General features: G+C 34.6%; 21 protein-coding genes and 1 pseudogene. 15 read left to right on the top strand and 7 right to left on the bottom strand.

The features are described 5' to 3' along the window. Positions 1-103: 103 nt before the first annotated feature. Positions 104-454 (bottom strand): T9SS type A sorting domain-containing protein, encoded by a 351-nt coding sequence (locus EG359_RS09170; protein ID WP_076352555.1) that lies wholly within the window; start codon positions 452-454, stop codon positions 104-106. A 118-nt stretch (positions 455-572) separates the two neighbouring features. On the opposite strand from EG359_RS09170, the gene hemB reads away from it, so the two are divergent. The 3 genes and pseudogenes from hemB to lptB form a co-directional block, all read left to right on the top strand. Next, on the top strand, positions 573-1,562 hold the full coding sequence (gene hemB / locus EG359_RS09165; protein ID WP_076352554.1) for a porphobilinogen synthase: 990 nt from the start codon (positions 573-575) through the stop codon (positions 1,560-1,562). A gap of 408 nt (positions 1,563-1,970) precedes the next feature. Then, entirely contained in the window at positions 1,971-2,378 is a 408-nt protein-coding gene (locus EG359_RS09160; protein WP_123867319.1) for a hypothetical protein, read from the top strand. Between the two features lie 156 nt (positions 2,379-2,534). After that, positions 2,535-3,260 (top strand): annotated as a pseudogene (gene lptB, locus EG359_RS09155) (LPS export ABC transporter ATP-binding protein); the annotation flags it as partial. 551 nt (positions 3,261-3,811) lie between these two features. Here the strand turns inward: lptB and EG359_RS09150 are convergent. Then, positions 3,812-4,261 carry an Rrf2 family transcriptional regulator gene (locus EG359_RS09150; protein ID WP_076352551.1) on the bottom strand — a complete coding sequence of 150 codons (450 nt, stop codon included), beginning with the start codon at positions 4,259-4,261 and terminating at the stop codon, positions 3,812-3,814. 6 nt (positions 4,262-4,267) lie between these two features. Further along, positions 4,268-5,470 carry an NO-inducible flavohemoprotein gene (gene hmpA / locus EG359_RS09145; RefSeq protein ID WP_076352550.1) on the bottom strand — a complete coding sequence of 401 codons (1,203 nt, stop codon included), beginning with the start codon at positions 5,468-5,470 and terminating at the stop codon, positions 4,268-4,270. A 346-nt stretch (positions 5,471-5,816) separates the two neighbouring features. Between hmpA and EG359_RS09140 the strand changes: the two genes are divergently transcribed. Then, entirely contained in the window at positions 5,817-7,544 is a 1,728-nt protein-coding gene (locus tag EG359_RS09140) for an ABC transporter ATP-binding protein (RefSeq protein ID WP_084180342.1), read from the top strand. 40 nt (positions 7,545-7,584) lie between these two features. After that, entirely contained in the window at positions 7,585-8,535 is a 951-nt protein-coding gene (locus EG359_RS09135; RefSeq protein WP_076352549.1) for a helix-turn-helix transcriptional regulator, read from the top strand. 154 nt (positions 8,536-8,689) lie between these two features. Here the strand turns inward: EG359_RS09135 and EG359_RS09130 are convergent, their stop codons facing one another. After that, entirely contained in the window at positions 8,690-9,181 is a 492-nt protein-coding gene (locus EG359_RS09130) for a DinB family protein (protein WP_076352548.1), read from the bottom strand. 174 nt (positions 9,182-9,355) lie between these two features. Here EG359_RS09130 and EG359_RS09125 point away from each other — a divergent pair, with 174 nt between their 5' ends. The 7 genes from EG359_RS09125 (at position 9,356) to EG359_RS09095 (ending at position 17,218) form a co-directional block, all read left to right on the top strand. Beyond that, positions 9,356-9,937 (top strand): hypothetical protein, encoded by a 582-nt coding sequence (locus EG359_RS09125; protein WP_076352547.1) that lies wholly within the window; start codon positions 9,356-9,358, stop codon positions 9,935-9,937. 325 nt (positions 9,938-10,262) lie between these two features. Further along, positions 10,263-12,683 (top strand): TonB-dependent receptor plug domain-containing protein, encoded by a 2,421-nt coding sequence (locus EG359_RS09120; RefSeq protein WP_076352546.1) that lies wholly within the window; start codon positions 10,263-10,265, stop codon positions 12,681-12,683. A gap of 197 nt (positions 12,684-12,880) precedes the next feature. Beyond that, positions 12,881-13,450, top strand: coding sequence for a cob(I)yrinic acid a,c-diamide adenosyltransferase (locus EG359_RS09115; protein ID WP_076352545.1), 570 nt, complete (start codon positions 12,881-12,883; stop codon positions 13,448-13,450). A gap of 1 nt (position 13,451) precedes the next feature. Continuing rightward, positions 13,452-14,069 (top strand): tetratricopeptide repeat protein, encoded by a 618-nt coding sequence (locus EG359_RS09110; RefSeq protein ID WP_076352544.1) that lies wholly within the window; start codon positions 13,452-13,454, stop codon positions 14,067-14,069. A 19-nt stretch (positions 14,070-14,088) separates the two neighbouring features. Continuing rightward, positions 14,089-14,730, top strand: a complete 642-nt coding sequence (locus tag EG359_RS09105; RefSeq protein WP_076352543.1) for a thiamine diphosphokinase — start codon at positions 14,089-14,091, stop codon at positions 14,728-14,730. Positions 14,731-14,825: 95 nt separating this feature from the next. Beyond that, positions 14,826-15,701, top strand: a complete 876-nt coding sequence (locus tag EG359_RS09100) for a tyrosine-protein phosphatase (protein WP_076352542.1) — start codon at positions 14,826-14,828, stop codon at positions 15,699-15,701. Positions 15,702-15,823: 122 nt separating this feature from the next. Next, a complete protein-coding gene (locus tag EG359_RS09095; RefSeq protein ID WP_076352541.1) occupies positions 15,824-17,218 on the top strand; it encodes a type III PLP-dependent enzyme domain-containing protein in 1,395 nt (464 codons plus the stop codon). Positions 17,219-17,332: 114 nt separating this feature from the next. Here the strand turns inward: EG359_RS09095 and EG359_RS09090 are convergent, their stop codons facing one another. After that, the gene (locus EG359_RS09090; RefSeq protein ID WP_076352540.1) at positions 17,333-17,992 is read right to left on the bottom strand and encodes an HAD family hydrolase; all 660 of its coding nucleotides are present in this window, start codon (positions 17,990-17,992) and stop codon (positions 17,333-17,335) included. 212 nt (positions 17,993-18,204) lie between these two features. Between EG359_RS09090 and speB the strand changes: the two genes are divergently transcribed. The 3 genes from speB (at position 18,205) to EG359_RS09075 (ending at position 20,689) form a co-directional block, all read left to right on the top strand. After that, the gene (gene speB, locus EG359_RS09085; protein WP_076352539.1) at positions 18,205-19,062 is read left to right on the top strand and encodes an agmatinase; all 858 of its coding nucleotides are present in this window, start codon (positions 18,205-18,207) and stop codon (positions 19,060-19,062) included. A 69-nt stretch (positions 19,063-19,131) separates the two neighbouring features. Beyond that, the gene (locus tag EG359_RS09080) at positions 19,132-19,974 is read left to right on the top strand and encodes a bifunctional helix-turn-helix domain-containing protein/methylated-DNA--[protein]-cysteine S-methyltransferase (RefSeq protein WP_076352538.1); all 843 of its coding nucleotides are present in this window, start codon (positions 19,132-19,134) and stop codon (positions 19,972-19,974) included. A 100-nt stretch (positions 19,975-20,074) separates the two neighbouring features. Continuing rightward, positions 20,075-20,689 (top strand): alpha-ketoglutarate-dependent dioxygenase AlkB family protein, encoded by a 615-nt coding sequence (locus EG359_RS09075; protein WP_076352537.1) that lies wholly within the window; start codon positions 20,075-20,077, stop codon positions 20,687-20,689. A 115-nt stretch (positions 20,690-20,804) separates the two neighbouring features. Here EG359_RS09075 and EG359_RS09070 read toward each other — a convergent pair whose 3' ends face one another. Both EG359_RS09070 and EG359_RS09065 read right to left on the bottom strand, forming a co-directional pair. Next, complete coding sequence (locus EG359_RS09070; protein WP_076352536.1) at positions 20,805-22,664, bottom strand: CocE/NonD family hydrolase; 1,860 nt, start codon at positions 22,662-22,664, stop codon at positions 20,805-20,807. Positions 22,665-22,871: 207 nt separating this feature from the next. Beyond that, a complete protein-coding gene (locus EG359_RS09065) occupies positions 22,872-25,589 on the bottom strand; it encodes an outer membrane beta-barrel protein (RefSeq protein WP_076352762.1) in 2,718 nt (905 codons plus the stop codon). Positions 25,590-25,656: the final 67 nt, after the last annotated feature.

The raw sequence follows: 25,656 nt of genomic DNA, 5'->3' as shown, positions 1-25,656 counted from the left end.
AATTGTCTTTTTACAATTAGTATAAAAAAGTCCCTAAAGTTACGGAAATATTAAAAGAGATTCATGTAAAAGAAAAAATCCTGATGATTATCAGGATTTTAATTTATTGTTTCACGATTTGGGTAACCTTCTGTGTATTGTCACTTAAGATATAACGAATCATGTATTTCCCGGGTTTCAATTTTTCAATATTAATCTCACCGGAATTCATATTTACAGTATAATTAGCGACCTGCATACCCAAAATAGAATAAAAAGTCACACTTTTGATTCTTAAAGAAGAATCTTTTGCCTTAATAATAAGGAAATCCTTTGCAGGATTTGGATAGGCAAGCAACACACCATCATCCGCCTTTTGAGTGGTGGAGTTGGGCTCTCTAAGCTGAGCTTGTAAATTGTTGGAAAATCCAACAAAAGTGCCTGCGAATAGAATTAAAAGTAAAAGTTTTTTCATCAAATTTATAATTTCTCGAATATATATAACAAATATAACAAATTCTATAATCTCGTACAATAGTTTTTTATAGAACTTATAGTAAATTTGTAGAAACTTATTCAAAAAGTATTCCAAAATGATACATTCAAGAAATAGAAGACTTAGAGTTAATGAATCTATCAGAAGTTTGGTAAGAGAAAATGTACTTACAACTGATGATTTTGTAATGCCGATCTTCGTAATGGAGGGCGAAAACAAGCAGGAAGCGATCCCGTCTATGCCGGGAATTTTTAGGCGAAGTATAGATTTAACAGTGAAGGAATGTAAGGAATTATTTTCTTTAGGCGTAAAAGCTGTCAATTTGTACATGAAAGTGTCAGAACACTTGAAAGACAATACAGGAAAAGAGGCGTGGAACAAAGATGGATTGATGCAGAACACGATCAAGGCGATTAAAGATGCAGTACCAGGAATGATTGTGATGCCGGATGTAGCCCTGGACCCTTATTCAATATACGGACATGACGGAATTATTGAAAACGGAAAAATTGTAAATGATGCTACCAATGATGCTTTGGCAAGAATGTCGGTATCTCATGCAGAAGCAGGAGCAGACCTTGTGGCGCCAAGTGACATGATGGATGGCAGAGTATTGGTGATCCGTGAGGCATTAGAGGAAAGTGGATTTGCAGACGTGGGTATTGTAAGCTATGCTGCCAAATATGCAAGTTCTTTCTATGGACCTTTCAGAAGTGCTTTAGATAGTGCTCCAACGGATGACATGGAAATCCCAAAGGATAAAAAGACTTACCAAATGGATTTTCACAATTCCCGTGAAGCATTGAACGAAGTGTACAAGGATATTGAGGAAGGTGCTGATGTCATCATGATCAAACCAGGGCTTCCTTATCTGGATATTGTTTCCAAAGTGCGTGAAGCCATTGATCTTCCTATTGCTGTTTATAACGTAAGTGGTGAATATGCTATGGTGAAGGCTGCTGCTCAGAACGGTTGGCTGGATAATGATAAAACCATCATTGAAAGTCTTACTTGTTTCAAAAGAGCAGGGGCAGATATGATCTTTACTTATTTTGCTAAGGAAGCTGCAATGATTTTAAATAAATAATTGAATGATAAATTATAGATTGTGAATTAATTTTCTGATTTGTAATTTTATATACATTGAAAAGAGATTGTCATTAAGGCAATCTCTTTTCTTTTTAAATAGTTTTTATATATCAAGATTGAGTTATCGAAAATCAAAAACTACTTGTTTCATATATCCCTAACTACACAAAAAAAGATTAGATTGTGACGAGGAATCAAATAAAATATATAAGATTAAGTAAATATTCCTTTTAATAAAAGCCTAAAAAAAACTTTTCAATATGTGTTGGGTGTTTTGTCAGCAATCCATCTTTTCTTTATATGTGTTTATAGTATTGATCAGTTGGATCTGGGCTTTATCCCATCAATCGCTAGACGATTACAACAAGGGTAGGAGATATGGATGTTATCTTTAAGTTCATTTTTATTGATAAGATTAAAATACCCCTATTTCTCCGAAAGTATATTTTCTTCTCATTATGTATTTACAAAAAATATTCCTGCCGTTTCCGGATTATTGATTCCTGAAAAGGAGTATGAGTACATTATGGAAGCCGAAAGCCTCAGTTCACAATATCCAAACATCATTTTCTTGCCTGGGTTACCACTTTTAGAAGTTATCCGTGGGAAATATCCGGATAGGGCATCTTGGGAAATGGATGTAGAATATCCACAATGGAAAACTGATTTATCAAGACTTAATGCTAACGTATTTGCCGTGGATGAAAAGAAATTTACACTCTTCAAGGACGGTTTTTATAAAAGCACATTTACTGCGGAGGTATTGAAAAAGAAAAAAATAGTAAAAAAAACAGAACATTTTATCGTTTACTGAGATTAGGAAATAACAGTAAAGACAGAGCTTATTTTTGCCAGTTTTAATCATCTTCTGTTCTTAAAAAGTATAAAAAGTTTTATTGATTATCATAAACTAGATATAAAGAACGCGAGGTGCATGCAAACTTGTTCGCATTTTTGATATATTTGCCCTATGATTTTACGAGGAGAAAACTTAATCAAAGAATACGGTCCTAAAAAAGTTGTAAAAGGCGTTTCTGTACAGGTTCAGCAGGGAGAAATTGTTGGTTTACTAGGTCCGAATGGAGCAGGTAAAACCACATCGTTTTATATGATCGTAGGGTTGGTTAAGCCTACTTCAGGGAAAATTTTTCTGGATAAGCAGGAAATTACCACTGATGCCATGTACCGAAGAGCCCAAAAAGGAATCGGTTATCTGGCACAGGAAGCTTCCGTATTCAGAAAATTATCCGTTGAGGAAAATATTATGGGAGTATTACAGTTGACAAAGCTTTCAAAACGCGAGCAGCAAATCAAGTGTGATGAGCTTATTGAAGAATTTTCTTTACAACATGTTCGTAAAAACAGAGGAGATCTACTTTCCGGAGGAGAAAGGCGTAGAACGGAGATTGCCCGTTGTCTTGCTACAAGCCCGAACTTTATTCTACTGGATGAGCCATTTGCGGGGGTTGACCCGATTGCGGTAGAAGATATCCAGAAAATTGTAAGAAGTTTAGTAGATAAAAATATCGGAATTCTAATTACAGACCATAACGTACAACAGACTTTAGCAATTACCAACAAAACCTACATCATGTTTGAGGGTAAGATCCTGAAAGAAGGGCTTCCTGAAGATCTTGCCAATGATCCGCAGGTAAGAGAGGCTTATCTTGGTGAAAACTTCGTGTATCAAAGCATCCTTGATAAACCGAAAAAGAAAAAGTATGCCTACAATATCTGGGCAGGTAATTTCGATTCAAAATCTCAATTGCAAGGATTTGTGGATGAAAATTTCAAGCAGTATGATGACTTGAGGCTGATGTATGGCTTTGAAGATATCAGTTTTGCTTCATTAGCTAATTCTGAAATTGAACATATCTTTAATGATGTAGTTGATAAGAATGTCAACAATTCATTTGTGTTCCAGAAAAAAGAAATCAATAGCAACTATTCACTGGAGCAGGCAGAAGCTGATTCTAAGGAGGTAAGCAGACCTGAACTGCATTATCTTACTACTTATATGTACGAGGGATAAGGGAAATTTTGCAGTAAAAATTCTTTCATGTATTTGTTCTGTTTTTTCTAATGAATTTGCAATGAGGAAAAATAAGAATATTGAATGTTAAAGTTATTGTCAATGCAATACACCACGATTCTAACCAGCTGTAAATAAAATATTCATCATAAACCATTTCACGATGGTGTAATGAACTTAATGTAAAAGTGATGATGGCTGTAATAAACAGACTTTTAAGTATGGTTTGCTGCATTTTTTTGATTGGCAAAAATAATTTCCCAATTATTAAAAGCGAGGTCAGATAAATAATGCTGGTTCATACTGTCGATAAAAGCTTGGTAGGCAGTGTCTAAAAATGATTTTAGTTTACAATCATAGGAGACAAACACACAAGATTTTGCAAAGCAATTGATAATAGGGCTGTCATCTTGTTCCAATAAATGAATGAGGCTCCCTAATCCTGTTTTATTAGCTTTTTCAGAAATTGTAATTCCACCATTTTTTCCTCTTTTTGTTATGACTAAGTCTTTTTGAGCTAGAAACTGAACCACTTTAATAAGGTGATTACGGAGTATATCCAGTTTTCCGGACAATTCGTCCAAAGAACATGAGGAAGTCTTATCATTTTGATTTAGATAGATTAATACCCGTAAACTATAGTCGGTAAAGTGGTTCAGTTTCATTGAATGTTAATTTAGATGAAGCAGTTGTGGCCCAAATTCTTCATAGAGAATATCTTCTTTGGCAATGCCTAGCTGTAGTAAAGAATTATATTGAGCTTTTATAAATGCTTCGGGTCCACAAATATAATACTTTGCCTTATCAATAAGAATTTCCTCTTTAATTTCATGTAGGTCTATTCTTCCTTTTTTGGCAAAATGGGAATCATTTTCAATAGTTTCATAAAAAATATGGGTGGTAAGCCATTGATTGTTCGTATTGAGATGATTCACATGATCTTTAAATGCATGTACATTTTCATCTCTACAGCTATGAAGCCAGACTACCGTGTTATTCTGCAACGTATTCTTTTTAGTTTCCAGCATACTCAGCAAGGGAGTTACACCTACACCACCGCTTATTAATACTAACGGATCTTCAGATACTGGATTGGCATAGAAAACACCGGCCGGAGCGCTGACCCATATTTCATCACCTATCTTTTTTTGATGCAATACATTAGAAACAACCCCATCAGGCAAATGTTGAATGTTTTTTTCTCTCTTCACAGATATTCTGTAATATTTAGGGTTGAAAGCTGACGATAAACTGTATTGTCTTGGTTGCTCATGCCCTAATGCGGGAATAAATGTTTTCACTGAAATATATTGCCCCGGAAGATAGTCTGCAATGGCTTTGTTATCCTTAGGACTTAGATAGAATGATTTAATTTCACTGCTCTCTTCTACAATATCTGTAATTACAAATGCTCTCCATCCTTTCCATCCTCCGTCTTTTTGTAAAGTAGATTGGTAAATTTCGTTTTCAATAGAAATCATTATTTGAGCCAATTCATTATAGGCTTGTGTCCATGCTTCTATAAGTTCATCATTTGCAGCTTCTCCCAGAACCTCTTTTATTGAAGAAATCAAATGAAGCCCAACGATATCATATTGTTCCGGACTGATATTTAGACTTACATGCTTATTTCCGATAGATCTTAAAACATTAATTAGAACTTCAGGATTTTCAATTTGTTCTGCATAGGCTAATACGGCTCCGGCTAAAGCATTTTGTTGCTTCCCACTTGCCTGATTACTCATGTTGAAAATATTTTTCAGCTCAGGGTTGTGTGTAAACATTCTTGTGTAAAAATGTTTTGTTAAATCTGTTCCATTTGTTTTTAAAACGGGTACTGTTGCTTTTACAAGTGCTTTTTGTTCGTTATTCATCAGGTCTTTTTTTTATGTGATGGTACAAATGTACATAAAAAATACAAATTGTTGTATTTTAAATACAACAATTATAAAAGTGTTTATTTTCCAAAAAAAAATAAAGTAGGGTAGAATAACCTTTCGGAATTAGGAAAACCATTTTGAATACTGGGATATTAAAAAAAACAGACTCAGATAGAAAAGATAAGCTGGCATTAAGCTGGGTTTTTCTATGAATTGTTTTAAAAAAGTTTTAATTTTACTAGGACCTATACTATGATTCATGGCAAAACCTTTTAACAGAACAATTACTTTATTCGGGATTTATAAACAACTGGTTCCATTCATCAGGCCTTACAGATTAATGATCTATGGAACATTGTTTCTTACTTTTCTTGGAGCTTTAGCGGCACAGGTAAACCCGATTGTTCTGAAGTATACTGTGGATGAGGTTACCAAGCTTACGCATCTTCCACATCCGATGACAGAGGGAATTCATATTCTGATCATCATCTCCATTATCTTACTGGGAAAAGAACTGTTAAATATTTTTATCAACTTCGGACAGAAATTTTATGGAGAGAAAATAAGGATCAATGTCAGTTCGGTATTGGCTCAATCAGCAATTGATAAGATTTTGACTTATAAAGTTGCTTATTTTAATGATGAAAACCATGAATCCGGAAAGCTGCAGATCAGAATTGATCGTGGTATTGAAAGCCTAACAAAGTTGGTTCAAAATTTTTTCATTGATATTCTTCCGCTTTTCTCCAATGCCATTATTGCACTGATCATCATGTATATGCAAAATGTATATGTAGGAGCCGTTTCCACCATCATTGTTCCCATTTATTTTTATATAAGTTCTTTACAGGCTAAAAAATTAGGTGGAGTACGTCGCCAGTTAAGAAATCAAAGAGAGAAGAAAACTTCAGGTCTTTTAAACCTCATCAATTCTATCATGGTGATTAAAAGTTTTGTCCGTGAAAAATTTGAGGGCAAAAAACAATATGATCTGCAGATGCAGTTGATGGAAAGCCAAATGTTCACCAGGAAAATCAATTTTATTTATGATGGATTAAAGACGTTTATTGAACAGTTTGGAGTGGTTTTAATCATTCTTTTGACCGTTTATCTGGTGCTTGATCAGCAGATGACAATTGGAGCAATCATGCTTCATATTATGCTTTTTAATAATGTTTCAGCGCCAATTCGCCAGTTGCACAGGATTTATGATGACATGAATGATGCCATGATCTATGCTGAAGGGTATTTTGATATCCTCAACGCAGATAATGAAACCGAGCAGAACGGAAACTTTGTAGAAAAAGAAATCAAGGGGACTTTTGAACTTAAAGATGTAGATTTTACTTATCCCAACGGAACAAAAGCGCTTCATAATGTTTCCATGAAAATTGAAAATGGGAAAACAACAGCATTGGTAGGATTGAGCGGAGCAGGGAAATCAACAGTCATCAATCTTTTATGTAAATTCTATCTTCCCGATTCCGGAGAAATTGTATTGGATAATGTCAACCTTAATGAATATGATAATACTTTTCTAAGAAGTGATCTTGGGCTTGTGCTTCAGAAGAATCATATCTTTCAGGGAAGTATTGAAGATAATATCCGTTACGGGGATATGAATGCGGACTTTGGGCAAATTCAGGAAGCCGCAAAAAAAGCATATCTGCATGATCAGATCCTGGATCTTCCTGATGGATATAAGCATGATGCAACCCAGCTTTCGGGAGGACAACAACAGAGAATTGCCATTGCTAGATTGTTTCTAAAGAATCCTCCCATCATCTTTTTGGATGAGCCTACGGCAAGTTTGGATGCCATTGCCACAGAACAGATAAAGAATTCTCTGGATGCCATAAAAGAGGGAAGAACAGTTGTTATTATTTCACACTCTTTATCCCAGATTTTAGACTCAGATACCATCTATGTTATGAAAAAAGGAAGAGTGGTAGAGAGCGGAACCCATGATGAACTTTATACTAAGGATGGTACTTATCGTGAAATTTTTGACGCCTCTGCACGCAGTTTAAATCTTGATAAACTGGTGAATACTCTGAAAGATAATTAATAATTTTACGAACTATAAACTTTTAGTCAGCGTTACATACATGAACGATCACTATCTTAAAAAACTCGACCGGGTAACGGCTATTCTTACCCAGCTTCAGTCTAAGTCTGTTGTAAGGGCACAGGATCTGGCTGAGAAGTTCGATGTCAGCATCAGAACCATTTACCGTGATGTAAAAACGCTGGAAAACGCCGGGATTCCAATTGTAGGAGAAGCCGGAAATGGCTATTCATTAATGGATGGCTACAAGCTTCCGCCCGTGATGTTCACGAAAGAAGAAGTTTTGAGTTTCATTACTGCTGAAAAACTTATGCAGAAATTTTCCCATCAAAGCTTGGGAAATCACTATCAGACAGCAATGGAAAAGGTACGTTCTGTATTACGATATTCAGATAAAAACCTGATTCAGAATATTGAAAAACAGATTGATGTTTTTAATGTTCATACCCAGAAAGAAGATTCCCTGAAAAATGTAATTCCTATTATTTTAGAAAGCATTGCAGAGAAAACCCAGTTGAGTATCGAATATCAAACGGTAGATTCAAAGGTGACCACCAGAACCATTGAAGCGGTTGGGATTTTCTTTGAATTTAATTTTTGGTATATCATGGCCTATTGTACCCTGAGAAAAGATTTCAGACAGTTTCGGGTAGACCGGATTTTACAGATTTCCAAGACACTGGTTCCTTTTTTACAGGAATATGGACAGATTAATGATTACAGAAAATCACATGGAAATAAGGTAAGGGCAAAGCTTTTAGTAGATAAAAAAATAATGTCTCATCTGGTGAATTCTAAAAAGTATTATGGATTAATTGAAGAGGTAGAGACAGATGATGGTGTAGAACTGACTTTTGAAACAGAATGGATTGAGGGTGGATTTCCACGATGGGTCATCACTTTTGCAGATTATGCTACCGTTCTAGAGCCCGAAAGTCTTCGTACAAAACTGAATGAACTGCTTGTGAAAATGACGGAGAGACATCAATAAAACCTCAACAGTCTGAGTGTTGAGGTGAATTGAGGCAAAAAGATGAAATGGTTAAAAAGTTAAAGAAAGCTGATAAAGCTAACCCGCTGAGACCAGATTGAAAATTCAAGCTTGTTTCTCAGCCTACCTGCTCTCTTTAATTATTGTATTTTAATTAGAATCTCTCCCAGAAGAAAGGAGGTTCAATTCCTAAAGCTCTCAGATAAACATATCCTTGTCCACGGTGGTGGATTTCGTTGTCTACAAAATAAAGAATGTTTTCATATACCGGAAATTCATACTGACCAAATAGGTTGAAAGTTTCCTGGAAACGCTCCTCAGAAATCTGGTTGAAGTAGTGATTGATAACCCCTGTTTCTTCGTCCCATTTTTTTAAAATTTCCTCCTTTGTTTTTGGATTAAAACCTTCTTCAGTATAAGCTTCCATATTGTTGTCAACAATTCCCTTTAAAGCAGTACCTCCAATGCTGATAAGCTCTACTGCTAACTTAGCAAAAGGCCTCATACCCCCAACTGAAAATTCAAATAATTCTTTTTCCGGAAATGCTTCGATTACCCTTCTTGTCAAGTTTCTATGTCCTTGCCAATGCTTTAATAATTGCTCGGTTGACATGAATTGTTGTGTGGCTGTAGCTGTAGTTGTCATAATGTATTGTTTTTGTTTGTTATTGTTGATACAAAGGTAAGAGCGGGTGATGACAACAGTTTGTCAGTAGGATTTTTGATGTTGAAAAATATTTTATTTCTTTGCTAAAATATTGAGACCTACTTTCCGTTAGAAGAAAAGTATATTAATAAAAAGAAATTGACCATTAGAATTATGAAGAAGTATATTTTGCCTGTTGTAACTGCATTTTTATTAGTATCATGTAGTAAAATTGAGGAAAAAATTGACCAGACCGTTCAGAAAACAACTGAAACGGTGCAGCAAAAAGCGCAGGAAGCAGTAGAGGAAACTGTAAAAAAAACAGTTAATGAATCCATTAATTCTTTTACCAACTCTCAGGATGTAAAATTTAATGAGGTTTTTCCTAATTCAGAATCCATGGTTTCAGAAGATAAAGGAAAAAAGTTTAAGCTTCCTACCGGAACTGAAGGATACATCTTTAAATACAAAGCTGATATTGCAGCCTTAATTCCTTTTTTAGAAAAGCAGGCAACCTCTGATGAAAGTAAATCAGATAAAGCTGCAAGGAAGATTGATGGACAAAGTATTATTAGTAAGATAAGTCTCATTTCAAAATTTCTTCCGGAAAATACATTTGATACAAGCTTTTTAGAAGATATTAAAACGGATACAAGTATTGAATATTACAAACTAAAAAGATTTCCAAACAGTAGTACAATTATCTACAACCCAAAAAATAAGACCATCATACAATACGTAGAGGTAAATAAATAATTTGGATATGGCCGGTTTCTCCCGGCCATTTTTTTTCAAGTTATTGCGAGTCATAGCTGATACAATTTCACCTCTATTGAAATTGCTTATCAAAAAGAATAAAATAATTTTTATTTGTTGTTTTGATTAATTTTTTTTTCATATAAAATAGAAAGCCATTATTATATTTCATCAATAAGCCATTTTATATTCTGTAAATTAATTGTTGTGTTTTTATGAATTGATAACGTTTTTCTAATTATTGAATGTAATTAATATTATTTAATCAGTTTTCGTGTTTATCGTTTAATTTTTTTATAAATTTATTTAATTATTAATACTTGATATGAAAAATAAACTCTTTAAAAAAAAAATCTATGCATTAGTATTAAGCGGAGCTGGTACTATAGCATATGCTCAGGAAACTGTAAAAGAAAATAATATAGATGAAGTTGTGGTTACTACGGGTAGAACTAAGCCTAGAACTATAATTACTTCTGCAATTCCTATTGATAATATTTCGGCAGTACAGCTAAAATCTACAGGACAGGTTACTTTTGATAAAGCTTTGACGTATGCTGTACCCTCTTTTAATTCATCGCAGCAAACCGTTTCTGATGCAACGGCTCACTTTGATCCGGCAGACTTAAGAGGATTAGGCCCTTCCAGAACATTAGTTTTGGTTAATGGTAAAAGAAAAAATCAAAGCGCTTTAATTTATGTAAATGATACACCAGGAAAAGGTGAAGTAGGTACGGATCTGAAAAGCATTCCTTCAGCAGCTTTACAAAACGTAGAGGTATTGAGAGATGGTGCCTCAGCACAGTATGGTTCTGATGCTATTGCGGGAGTAATTAATATTATTCTTAAAAACAGCGTTGGGAAAAGCACTGTTAATCTTTTTTCTGGTATTACTTCAAAAGGAGATGGCTTTAATATCGGAGCAGATTTTAATACGGGAATCAGAGTTGCAAAAAATGGAAGTTTGAATCTTACATTGGGATATTCTTCCCAAAATAGAACGAACCGTGCAGGTTCTATTACAAAAGATGAGCTTTTTGGTGTGGATAATGCTTGGACTCAAGCTAATCCTGGTTTAGGAATGATTATAGGGCAGCCGGAGACAAGAGTTGCTAATATGTTTGTCAATTTTGAATTGCCAACAAGTGAAACAGGCAAATTTTATGCTTTTGGTGGTACAACTTACAGGAATGGAACTAGTTTTGGTTTGTATAGAACACCCTATTGGGTAACTTCAGATTTTGGTTTATTAACACCAAAAGGACAACCTTACAATGGATTTCAACCAGAATTTAAAACAGATGTTTATGATTATAATTTAACCTCCGGTTGGAAGGGTATGTTTGGAAAATGGAGTTTTGATGGTAGTGCAACCTTTGGCTCTAATGCCGTAAATTATGTTGTAGGAAACACCATTAATACCTCTTTGGGTGGAAATTCACCAACAAGTTTTAAAGCAGGTGGCCACCAGTTTAGTAATATTATAGGAAACATAGATGTCAACCGAAATTTTGGAGCAATTGTTTTAGGAGCTGGTGTTGAAGTACGTAATGAAAACTATCAGGCGACGGCAGGAGAGGAAGCGTCTTATATAGGAAGTGGGGCAGAATCATTTCCGGGACTGCAGTCTCAAAATGAAGTCAATAAAAATCGTCAGAATATTGGAGCTTATATGAATGCTGAATGGGATATTACAAAAAACTTGTTACTTGGAGGAACTGTGAGATATGAAAACTTTAGTGATTTTGGAAATAATGTTTCTTGGAAAGGAAATGCAAGGTATAAGTTGTTAGATGATAAATTAGTTTTCCGTGGGTCTGTTTCTACAGGGTTTCGAGCCCCTTCATTGCACCAAATTTATTATTCCAATGTTCAAACCAAAATTACAGGGAATACTGTAGCTAATCAGGGTACTTTTAATAATGACTCTCAAATTGTAAGATCTGACCTTGGTGTTGCAAAATTAAATGCAGAAAAGGCCTTTAATATTACTGCGGGATTTGCAGTAAAACCTTTTAAAAACCTTACTATTACAGCCGATTATTATAGAATAAAAATTAAAGACCGGGTACTTTTCTCAGGAGATATTGGTTATAAAACCGGTGCTCCTGGTAATCCGGATACAACAAACCCTGTGGAAGTAATATTAGACAATAATAAAATAACCTCCTTGAAGTTTTTCACCAATGCTGTAAATACAGTTACTCAGGGAGTTGATTTTGTAGCTAATTATTATACTTCTGCTATTGGCAAAGGAAGATTGGGAATTATTGCTGCTTTCAATTATAACGAAACTAATATAGTAGATAATATTGCCGTTCCACCTATTTTGGCTGAAAATGGTTACTCAGAAAACTTTTTTGATAGAAAGGAACAATCCAGAATTACATCTGCAAGGCCAAAAACAAAAACTATTCTTAGTCTTTCGTATGATATTTCAAGGTTTAACTTTAATCTTAATAATACTTACTTTGGTTCTGTTACATGGCAGCACGCAACTGATCCTGCCAAAGATCAGACATTTTCTGGTAAGGTAGTTACAGACATCGTTTTAACATATAAAATCACGAAAGACCTTAAAGTTTCCGGAGTCGTAAATAATTTATTTAATATTTATCCGGATGTAATAGATAGCAAAGGAGATGTAGTAACAGATCTTGGAGGAAGGTTCAAATATCCTTGGGAGGTGAATCAGTTTGGATTTAACGGAACAATTTTTCAGCTGAATGTTAATTATACTTTTTAATCTATAAATAAAAGAATGGGTATTTGCTTTATCATGCTTAACAAAAGTGAAGCAACCTAAAAAGATATAGAACCCACCTATGCAAATATTAGCTGACATTAATTACCTAATGTCAGCTAATTATTTTTTCAGGCAGAATAGGCAGTTATTGCTACTTTTTACATTGTACTTTATACAAAAAAAAGTATTTTAGTAGTATGAAAATTTATACAAAGACAGGAGATAAAGGTCAGACTGCATTATATGGTGGAACAAGAGTTTCCAAGGCCAGTGCAAGAGTTGACAGCTATGGAAATATAGACGAGCTGAATTCATTCATCGGAATTGCTAAAAGTCATATTGAAGATGAAGAAGTTTTGAAGCAACTGAAGAAAATACAGTTTGATTTATTCACGGTAGGTTCTGAAGCAGCAACACCAGCGGATAAATTGATGTTGGCTAACGGAAAATCACGTCTTCCCATCATTATCTCAGAAACAGAAATTGAAGAATTGGAGCAGTGGATGGATGCCTTTGAGGTAAAGCTGGAACCCCTTCAATATTTTATTCTTCCGGGTGGTGGAAAACCTGCAACATTTCTACATGCTGCAAGAACAATCTGCAGAAGAGCAGAACGTTCATTGGTATTCCTTAACGAGGCAGAAGAAGTACGTCCGGAATTAATTAAATATTTAAACAGACTATCAGATTATCTTTTTGTACTAGCAAGATATATTTCAAAAGTAAATAACGAACCGGAAGAATACTGGAACCCGAATGAGAGGTAGGATGAGAAAGCTCTTTTTATTATTAGTTTTATCTTCCAATTTATTTTTCGCTCAAAGTAGTTTAAATGATTTTGAACAAGGAAACCAACTTTTATCAGAAAATAAGTTTTCTGACGCAGAAAGTTTATTTCATAAAGCATTAAAAGAGGAGCCAGATAATTTAGATTTTAAATCACAATTGGTACTAGCTTTAATCAATCAAAATAAAAATGATGAGGCAGAAAAGAATATTATTGAAATTTTGAAAAAAAACTCATTATTTCCTCCTGCACTTTGGTATGGAGGCTTGAACAATTTTCAAAAAAATGTACCAGATTTTAGACAGGCAATTTCATATTTTGAAAGATTTTATAACGTAGTTGATGAGAATTCAAATCAGTATTTTGCTGTTAACTTTTATATTGGGAAATCCTATCAAAATTTATTATATACAGATGGACTTTCATATGATGAAGTAAGCAGAATGTTAGAAACTTATAAAAAATATATGGATATTGAAACAGATACTGAAGTTACAAATAAAATTGCTGGTTTTATAAAAACAATAGAAGAGAACAGACCTGGTGAAAATGTTAAAAAATGGGTTATTACAAGAACTCAACGTACTAAAAATGAATAAGGAAAAAAATTGAATGATTATGAAGGCGTTACTTTTCATCAACGGAGATGCTCCGAAATCTTTACCCAATCCTGAAAGTTATGACTTGATAGCCTGTACAGACGGAGCTTTTCACTATCTGAAAAGAATGGGATTTCCTCTGGATAAACTGGATTTTATATCCGGTGACTTTGATTCTCATTGTGGATCGGATGAAAACGTGTACCAGGAAAAGTTTATTCTTACCTTGGATCAGGACAAAACAGATTTTCATAAAGCGTTGGAAATTATTTTAGATAGGGGAAGTTCAGAGGTAGATGTTTTCGGAGGAAGTGGGGGAGAACAAGATCATTTTCTTGGAAATCTTACCGTTGCTTTTGCATTTAAGGACCGTATGAACATTAAATTTTATGATGAATTTTCTGAATATTATTTTATTCCTAATAATTTTACATTGAAAGGAGTAAAGAATAAAATGATTTCTCTTTATCCTTTTCCATCAGCTGATCATATAACAACTACAGGGCTTAACTGGCCTTTAACAAATGGAAATCTAAGCATTACTTCAAGAATAGGGACCCGAAATTTTGCTGTTGAAGATGAGGTTACTGTTCAGTATGAATCAGGAAATTTATTATTTTTTGTAGGAATCAACGAAATAGAATATCCGAAAATATATTAAAAGGATCTAGTTATATATCAATAGAAATGAGCTTTAGCCCATTTGATGAAAAATATACAAATCCACTAGCTTTAGCCAAAACCTATTAAAAACAATTGAATACATTAATCAAAATATCAGTTTTTACGATTTCATTATTCTGTGTTTTCTCTTGTAAGACACAGCATTTTGAAATGCCGGAATATGGTAAAAATGAAACGGAGAAAGAAATTAAGATGAAAAAGGTTCATAATTTCCGTGCTGTAGGTAATATTAAAAATATGGAGGGAAGAAGCTTAAAGGAGGGTATGTTCTACCGAAGTGCCCATCTTCATAAGCTTAAAAAGAAATCTTTTGACCAGCTTGAAAAATTAGGAATAAAAGAAATCATTGATCTTAGAAATTCAAAGGAGATATTTCAAAAACCAGATCATCTACCGAATCAAATTGCTTATAAAAAGTATTCGGCTTTTGAGGATGAAGGTGATCAGCTTTCACAAGCAAGAAAACTTGTTCTGAAAGGAAAAGTGAATGCTTCCGATGCAGACAAGAGGATGATAGACTTCTACCGTGAGTACGTTACAGAAAATCCAGCAACAATTAAGACCATCATTACAGAGGTTCTGGACTCCAAATATCCCATTCTTTATCATTGTACGGCAGGTAAAGACAGAACAGGAATTGTTACGGCGCTAGTCCTGACAATACTGAAGTTTGATAAAGAAACAATTTATAACGAATACCTCTTGTCCAACAACTTTAGAAAAGATTTGGTTGAGAAAAGGCTTCGGCTGGCCAATACCCTGCATTTTCTATATCCAAAGATGGATTTACAAGTGCTGGAAAAATTAAGTTGGGTGGAAAAAAGGTATCTTGATGCCGCTTTTGGGGAGATTGATAAAAAGTATGGTTCTACAGACGCATATATTCAGCAGGTTTTGGGGATCTCAGAGATGAAAAGAGAGGAGTATATTCAAAAGTTTACCTATTGATTATCAGCTATAAATTTCTGCAAGAGGCAATATTGAGGTTTTATTTAAAATTATAATAATTTTAACATCCAAAAATCAAACTTTTTTAGCAATTTTGCATTTCTTAATTCACTTGTTTAGAAATGAAAATAAAGTACTCGGAACTTATTGATCAGACATTATATTTTCCTACTGAGGAGTTTAATGTTTCTGAGAACAATTTGTTGTTTCACGATGTTCCATTGATGGACGTTGTTGAGCAATTTGGCACTCCGCTAAAGATTAGCTACTTGCCGAGAATTTCTCAAAATATTCAGAAAGCCAAAAGCTGGTTTAAAGAAGCTTTTGAGAAAGCCGAATATAAAAAGAATTATACCTACTGTTACTGTACAAAATCCAGTCATTTCAATTTTGTATTGGAAGAGGCTTTGAAGAATGATATTTCGATAGAAACTTCTTCTGCTTATGACATGGATATTGTGAAGTCACTTTATGAGAAACAAAAGGTAGATAAAAACATTGAAGTAATCTGTAATGGATTCAAAACGGATGATTATCTGATGAAAATTTCAGATATGATTAATAACGGTTTTGAAAACATTACTCCAATTTTGGATAATTACCGTGAACTTGATAAGCTTACGGAAAGTATAGATTCTACATTCAATATCGGAATCAGAATTGCATCTGAAGAGGAACCAAAATTTGAATTTTATACCTCAAGACTGGGAATCGGATACAAAGATATCATCCCTTACTACAGCCAGAAGATTGCTGAACACCCGAATGCAAGACTGAAGATGCTTCACTTCTTCATCAATACGGGGATTAAAGACACTTCATACTACTGGAATGAATTGTACAAATGTCTTCGTGTATATGCACGTTTGAAAAAAATTGCTCCAGAAGTAGATTCTTTGAATATAGGTGGTGGTTTCCCAATCAAAACTTCATTGAACTTTGATTACGATTACCAATATATGGTAGAGGAAATTGTTTCTCAAATCAAAAAATTCTGTGAAGAAGAAGGAGTAGAAGAACCAAATATTTATACTGAATTCGGAAGTTTTACAGTTGGAGAAAGTGGAGCTAACCTTTATAAGATTATTTCCCAAAAACGTCAGAATGACAGAGAAAAGTGGAATATGATTGATTCTTCTTTCATGACTACACTTCCTGATACCTGGGCAATCTCAAGACACTTTATCATGCTTCCGCTAAACCGTTGGGAAGATACTTATGAAAGAGTATTCCTGGGTGGATTAACGTGTGATTCGGATGATTATTATAACTCTGAGCAGCATACCAATGCCATTTATTTACCTGTTTTCAGTGATACGAAGCCATTGTATATTGGTTTCTTCCATACCGGAGCATATCAGGAAACAATTGGAGGATACGGTGGAGTACACCACTGCCTGATGCCTCAGCCAAGACATGTCCTGATCCAGAAAGATGAGAATGGTGAATTACACTATGAAGTCTTCCGTGAAAAACAGGAGCCAGAAGATATATTGAAACTTTTAGGGTACAAATAAGATCTTAGACAGTCGTTTTGAAGTGTTAAAGCAATGCAATAATTTTGCTTTTACCTAATTAAAGGACAAACAGATATAAAAAAGAAGCTCTCAAATTTGAGAGCTTCTTTTATTTTAAAAGTATTTAGAAATCTTATCGAGTTCAAGTTCTTCATAATCTGAAATAACAGTATCTGCCAATGTATAGTCCTGATTTTTTGAATGTGGACTTCTATAGGCCGCACAGAAGATTTTTGCTCTATGTGCTGCAAGAATTCCATTGGTGGAATCTTCAATAACCATACAGTTTTCTACAGGTTCTTCTGCCATTTCAGCTGCCAGTAAAAATACTTCGGGATGAGGTTTGGATTCCTTTAAATCGGCACCACTGATCTTCCCACTGAAATATTTTTCAAGTCCGAATTTATCAAAAACCATATTGATTGTTGTCATGGTTGCAGAAGAAGCTAAAATAAGCTTGATTCCATTTTCATGATAATGCTCAATCAGTTTTCTAACCCCGGGAATTAAATCAAACTCATCATCATTGTAAAAATAATCCTTGAAGTGAGATCTTTTGATTCCGGCAATGGCTTCGTGAGTATGGCTCAAGTCATATTTACTGATTAATGCTTCACAGACCCTTTTGGTAGAAGCACCGGTAAAAGAAGTGTATAAATCTTCGGAAACTGCAATTTCCAATTCATCAAACGTTTTGAAGTAAGCTTTTCTATGCAAGGGTTCTGTGTCTACAATCACCCCATCCATATCGAAAAGAACAGCTTTTAAAGACATATATAAAGTTTTTTGTAAAAATAGTTATTTGATTTTAAAGTTGAAAGAGACAAGACGTAAGATATTAGGACTTCATCCATCAGATTTATAGTCTTGAATTTTAATTTGATATTAGTAAATTGTAAATTAGACATTCTCAAAACTCATAACTTTCTTTGTATCTTTGCGGTTAATATTTCAATCTTTACAACATTAAAATTTTTAAATAAAGCATGAGAACATACGCAGGAATTCCCGAAGAAAACGCAACGTTAGAGAATTCGAAGGTAATGTTGGTAACAGTTCCTTATGATGGAACTTCAACATGGGGAAAAGGAGCAGATAAAGGTCCAGAATTATTCTTAAACGCTTCTGAAAATATGGAGCTTTATGATATTGAAACAGGTACTGAACCATTTTTGCAGGGAGTATACCTGGCTGGTGAAGTGAGTGAAAACTCTAGCCCTGAGGCAATGACTGAAGCTGTTTACCAAAAAACAAAAGAGCTTTTGAACAATGAGGGAAAAATATTTACTCTTTTCGGTGGTGAGCACTCTGTTTCTATTGGTTCTATCCGTGCGGTAGGTGAGAAATTTGAGAATTTAACGGTTCTTCAATTAGACGCTCATACAGATCTACGTCCTGAGTTCCACGGTTCAACTTCTAACCATGCTTGTGCAGTATTTGAAGCAAATCAAAAGCATAACCTGGTTCAGGTGGGAATCCGTTCTATGGATGCAGAAGAAGCTCAATATCTACCGGAAGGAAGAGTATTCTTTGCTCACGAAATTGCTAACAACGAAAACTGGATCAATGATGTATTAGAAAAAGTTTCAGGAAACGTATATATTACGATTGACCTTGATGCTTTCGATCCTTCCATTGCACCTTCTACAGGAACTCCTGAGCCAGGTGGATTACAGTGGTACCCAACGTTGGAATTATTAAGAAGAGTATTTGAAAAATGTAATGTAGTGGCATTCGATATTGTAGAATTAATGGATTCTCCAATGGCTAAGCCAACCGCTTTCTTATCAGCGAAGTTATATTACAAAATGCTTGCTTATAACGATATTTATAACAACAACTAATATTCCGCAAGAATCGGATTTTTTCTGCCGTATATTCTTTGGAAATTTGTGAGGTAAAAACAAAGTAAAATGTCCACACAAAGTCAGATAGATTATAATAGAATTGCCAAAGCGATAGAGTATATCCAGAGCAATTTCAGGCTTCAGCCAAATTTGGAGGAAGTGGCAGAGAATATTCACTTGAGTCCGGCCCATTTTCAGAAGATATTTACAGATTGGGCAGGAACAAGTCCGAAGAAATTTTTGCAGTTCATCAGCCTTGAACATGCTAAAAATTTATTAAAGGAAGAAAAAGCAAGTATTTTTGATACCGCTTATGAAACGGGACTTTCCAGTACAAGCAGACTTCATGATCTGTTTGTGAAAATAGAAGGAATGTCTCCGGCAGAATATAAGAATGGAGGAAAAAACCTTGCCATTAATTATAGCTTTTCCGAAAGTCCTTTTGGAAACATATTGGTAGCATCTACAGAAAAAGGGATTTGCCATATGGCTTTTGAAAATGACAAAGAATCAGCATTAGGGAATTTAAAGCATAAATTTCCTAATGCTTCTTTTTTTGAAAAACAGGACACTCTTCAAAAAAATGCATTGTCCATATTCGATAAAGACTGGACCAAGCTCAATACTATCAAACTTCACTTAAAGGGTACCGATTTTCAGCTTAAAGTCTGGGAAAGTCTATTGACAATTCCCATGGGGAAATTATCTACTTATGGTAGCCTTGCTGAAAAAATAGGAAATTCTAAAGCATCCAGAGCTGTAGGAACGGCCATAGGAAGCAATCCGGTAGCATTTCTTATTCCGTGTCACCGTGTGATTCAATCTACGGGCCATCTTGGTGGTTACCGATGGGGAAGTGATAGGAAACAGTTGATTGTAGGCTGGGAAAGCTCACAAATCTATTCTTAAATTGATCACAAAAATTTTAAGTAACAGCTATTGTGCTATTTGTGAAAATATTAGTGAAATTTGTGTTTAGAAATTATTACACCTCACAAAACAAAGTATTATGCTAAGCTTGTTTGATGAAACACCAGATTATCCCTTAAGTCTTCTTCCACATGACGGCACTGTTCATTATTATGGAAAGGTTTTCACAAAAGAAGAATCTGATGGGTATTATGATTATCTGTTCAATCAAATTCCCTGGGAAAATGATGAGGCAGTGATCTTCGGAAAACTAATTCTAACCAAACGTAAAGTAGCGTGGTTTGGGGAAAAAGCATTTGAATATACGTATTCAAACAGAACAAAATATGCTAAATTCTGGACTCCTGAACTTTTGAAACTAAAACAGAAGTGTGAGGAGGTTTCCGGAGAAACATACAACTCCTGCCTGCTTAATTTATACCATGATGGAAGTGAGGGCATGGCCTATCACAGCGATGGTGAAACGGATCTGAAAAAACATGGTGCCATTGCTTCCTTAACTTTTGGAGCAGAGAGGAAGTTTTTATTTAAACATAAAAGTACAAAGGAGAAAGTAGAAATATTCCTTGAAACCGGAAGTTTATTAATCATGAAAGGAGCTACCCAGGATCATTGGCTTCACAGGCTTCCGCCCACAACAAAAGTAAAAACTCCAAGAGTGAATCTTACTTTCAGAACAATTGAAGAAGAATAGTATTAGAAATTAGATTTTTATTAAAGGTCTGTGCTCAGTTTGTCTATCCGTAGAAGTGGGATTTAGCCAAAACCTAAGAATATAAAAAGCTGTTCAAACGAACAGCTTTTTCAGTTTATTTTAAAATTTCAGCCTCAATGGAACTGTCATCATATATTTTAATAAATGCCTTAGTGTAATCCTCTTTCGATGCAAAGTTTGGATTATCCAAGAATTTCTGTGGGTTGATAGCAAAAAGCGGAAACCACGTACTGCTGATCTGGATTTGGATTTTATGCCCTTTTTTAAATGTGTGAACAACATCCTGAAGCCTGAAATTCACTGCTGTTTTTTGATTAGGAACTAAAGCTTCTCCTTTTTCTTTAGAATTTCTGAACCTTGCAGGCATGATTTCACTTCTTACCATTTGGTGATAATTTCCATAGATCACACCGTCTTTCTTTTCCGCAGGTTTGAAATCTTCGGGATAAACGTCTATTAGTTTTACCGCAAAGTCAGCATCGGTAGATGATGAGGAAATATTAAGTTTAGCCAAAATCTCTCCCGCAAAAGCAATATCATCTGTCAGTACATCTGTTGTGAACGTCAGTACATCCGGTCTTCCCACAGCAAATCTTTGGTCCTCCGACATGTAATTTTTTGGAGTAAAGCCATTGAAATCTTTTAAATGATCAGAGCTTAATACAGGATTGTTAGGATCGCTATAATACTCAGAATAGCCTTGTCCCGAAGTCTTTTTTAGAGTTTTATCTGATAAATAAAAATTCACTTTCTGTGCATTTTTAGGTGGATAAGACGTAAATTCTTTCCATTCCTTAGCTCCTGTATCATACATTAAAGCTTCAGGAAGTCCAGCATCTTCCTTGGTATTTCCTTTCAAGTAGTGATTAAAGAATTTTGTTTCAATATTTTTCTGGTAATACGTTGCAATGCTGTCTCCGAAATAAGTTTCACTATGGAAATGCTTGCCTTGCTCCTGAGACCATCCACCATGCGAGAAAGGTCCCATTACAATAGTGTTTTTAGCTTTAGGGCTTGTTTTTTCTATTGTTTTGTAAATATTTAAAGGTCCGGATAGATCTTCTGCATCAAACCATCCTCCAACAGTCATTACTGCGTGGTTAATATTTTTAAGATGAGGAAGAAGACCTCTTTTTTGCCAGAATTCATCATAGTTGGTATGATTCATAATTTCTGTCATGAAGAAATTATTCTTATAATATTTCTCATAGGCATCTTTCAGGGTACCCATTTCTCTGTAGAATTTCAGACCGTCCTCAGAAGTTTGTTTAATGAAAGAATCCATATACCATGCTTTTTGCTCGGGCTTTGTTTTCTGAACTCCAAAAACAGGAAATGTTCTGAAATATCCCAACATAAATCTTCCGTTGTGAAGAAAATCATCATTCCAGAAATCTGAAATTGGAGCCTGAGGAGAAGAGGCTACCAAAGCCGGATGTTGTGCCAATGTTCCTACAGCAGTATAAAACCCGGGATAAGAAGTTCCAAATTGTCCTGCTTTGCCATTGTTATCTTTAACGTTTTTCAAAAGCCATTCTATGGTATCGTAAGTATCCGTACTTTCATCCACGTCCTTTTTTGTCTTATGCTCCACCTGCGGAGTCATATTGGTAAAAGTTCCCTCACTCATATATCTTCCACGCACATCCTGATATACAAAAATGTACTTGTCTTTCATCAAAAAGGAATTAGGTCCAACTTTCGTCTTATATTCGTTTTCACCATAAGGAGCAATGCTGTAGCAGGTTCTCTGCATCAGGAACGGATATTTGTTTTTATTGGAAATGTCCTTTGGAATATACACTGCAGTGAAAAGCTTAATTCCGTCACGCATGGGAATATAAAATTCTTTCTTGGTGAAATTGTCTTTAACAAAACTATCTTTTTGTTCAGTGTTCTGAGTCTTTCCAAGAATGAAAAAGAGAATAAGTAAAATTGAAAGATGAATCTTCATAAGTAAAATTTGAGGCTAATTTAAAAATAAAAAAAGACTGTTATTGTATTTTATAATCAGAATCTCTCTTAAAAATGAATTTGCTTTATTTTTTTACTATTGATATCAGTAAAATCTTAAGGACACTTCTCAAACAGTTAGTAGTAACTTAAAAATAGCTTAGGTGTTCACAAACTTTTGTGATTTTAAAATATATAGGTGCGATGTTTATTTTTTCTTCGGTTTTTTGCCCGCAAACTTATTAAGCTTCATACTAAGAGAAAACATAATGTATCGCTTTAGAATTAAGTCTTCGCGGTCTTCAAAATAAGAATCCGTAATGGTTCTTCTTACGCTTTGATTTTGATTTAATACGTCATAAACCTTTACTTTAGCGATAAACTGCTTATTGTAGAATGAATATCCCAAGCTGGTATTCCAGAAGTAAAAATCCTTTTTGAATCCAGGGGCAATATTAGAATTGGTATTGTATTCAAAGTCATTCCCAAAGATAAGTCTGCTTTGAAACAGGTAATTGGTAAGTTCCAGTTTTAATGACTGATTGGCTGTATTCACCTTGTCTACCCTGTAATTGGAGTAGTTTGAAAGGCTGTATCCCAGTTTATAGGAGGGTTTTATGGTAAGTTTATCCTTAATCTCATAGCTCAGATTCAGTCCCGGATTGAAGCTGTATGAATTACTTTTAAATAGCTGTCCATTGATAAAGCCGTTGTTATAAGTATAACTCATACTGAATCTTGGATTAATGCTTAATTTATTGTCTTTCCATTTAAAAGTCTTGGTTAAGCCTGAGCTTACATTGAAGTTTTTATTCCCGCTTATATTGCTGTAGGTTACAATCTGTTTTCCGGAGCTGTCATATTGAGAATATTGTGTAATATCATTATTTCTATAGGTAAACCCTGCATTGATATAATAGTTGAAATTATTTACAATATTAAAGCTGCTAAAGGAAATATTGCTGCTGTTTGTCCATGTGTTTTTTAGATCAGGATTTCCGGTATAGGTAATTAATGGATCAGATTCATCCTTATAAGGAATTAATTTTTCTGCATCAGGAATATTAAAGTTAGAAGAATTCATTAAGGTTAACCTCTTGCGGTCAGAAAAAACGTACTGAAAATTAACCGTATATCTGGGCAGGAAAAAATTTTTCTGAAGATCATATAGCTGTCCATTGAATACAGAGTTTACTTTCATATCTGAAATATCAAAATTAACAGTACTCCAGGCGTTGAATTTCTTTTTGTAGAGGAAAAAAGAAAGTTCCGGAGAAAACTGATTGATCTTTTGATCCATACTGTTGGAAAGACGTGTGTTATATTGAGAATATTGTCCGGTGGCAGGGTCAAAATCACTAAAATCCCTTACATCAAGGGACAATTTTGAGTTATATTGTAATCCAAAGCTTACCGTTGCAGAATCTGAAATAGGCTCTGTATATACGGTAGTGAAAGTATAATTATTGCTCTGTCCCCTTGTTCTTTGCAGTTGATTTCTGTTGTCTGTGGTAATATCAGATTCCTTGTAAAATATATTTTGGGACTGATTGATATTGTCATTTTTTGTCTCAGAAATTGAAGTGTTGATGTTGGCAGATATTGATCGCCCTTTTTTCTTCAGGTTTTTGGTAAAATAAATATTGGGTGCGAATGTATTGCTTTCTCCGTTGGTCTGGGTGGAAGACGTGCTTTCATTCAGAAGTTTCTCGTCTCTTAAAGTAGATGAAGTTGATCTGCTCAAGCTGAAGTTCTCAGACTTTGAAAAAGAAGGCATTATATAAATGTTGGTCATCGAATCCAGCTTTATTCTCGCTGAAGTTTCAAAGCTATATTGTTTCGATTCATTATCACCGTTACTTTCAGAATTGGTTTTTAGCGTATAATCCGGAAGAAGTGTAGTTCTTGAAACCTTGGAACGGGTTTCCATCTCAGACTTTGAATATTTTAGGCTGAGGTTATCAAGATCTGCATCATTTCCAAGTTTGTCATTATAATTAAGGCCAATGGTGGTAGATTTTTGAATACCACTACTGCTGTTTTGCGTTCCCGAACCTCTGCCACGTCCCATATTATCAAACACATCATCCGCAGAAATACTTTTCGAATTAATATTATTAGAGGAAGCCAAAAGACTGATCTTGGAATCTCCTTTAAAATAACTTAGCAATCCGCTTCCCTCATACCGTTTATCTGATCCGTAGCCCAGCGTCAATCTTGAAAGAAGACCTTTGTTTTTCTTTTCATCAATATTGAAATTAATGGTTGTATTTTGAGATTTTGGAGGTTTTCCGCTCAGTTCTTCCTCCTTTGTTTTGGTGGTAGTAAACTGGATATTCTTAATAATGTCGGCAGGTAGGTTTTGCAGGGCAATTTTACCATCCTTATCAAAAAAAGGTTTTCCATTAACCATGATCTGATCCACTTCTTTTCCGTTGGCTGTAATTTTTCCATCATTGCCAATTTCTACCCCGGGAATTTGCTTCAAAAGTTCCTCAATTTTACTGTCAGGACGTACCTTAATGGCTGCTGCATTGAATTCTATAGTGTCATTCTTTACCTTTACGGGAGAAACAGTGATTTTTACCTCATCAATCGTAATCACTTCCTTTTTGCTAAGTTCTATATCTCCAAGGGATAATGATTGTTCTATTTTTTCGAATGCTTTTGAATATGATAATTTTTCAGCATCAATTTTTAGGATAGATGGCTCTTTTACTTCATCAATCTTCAAAGAAAATTTACCTTCTTTATTCGTAGCAGTGTAGTTGACAATGGAGGAATCTTTTTGTTTTAAAAGATATATCGTGACATTTTCCAGAGGTTTCTTTTCAGTATCAGATACTTTTCCGTCAATATACAATTTCTGAGCATGAAGAATCAGGACATTGAATATCAAGATCAGTAGCAGAATAATTTTCTTCATTGAGTTCTTTTCAAGGCGGTAAAAATAAAAAAAAACATCTCCATGAGGAGATGTCTTTTTAAAATAT

The organism is Chryseobacterium joostei, from assembly GCF_003815775.1.
In the GTDB taxonomy this organism is placed as follows: Bacteria; Bacteroidota; Bacteroidia; order Flavobacteriales; family Weeksellaceae; genus Chryseobacterium; species Chryseobacterium joostei.
Note: the sequence above shows the minus strand (reverse complement) of the source record. Positions and strands in the feature narration are given on the sequence as shown.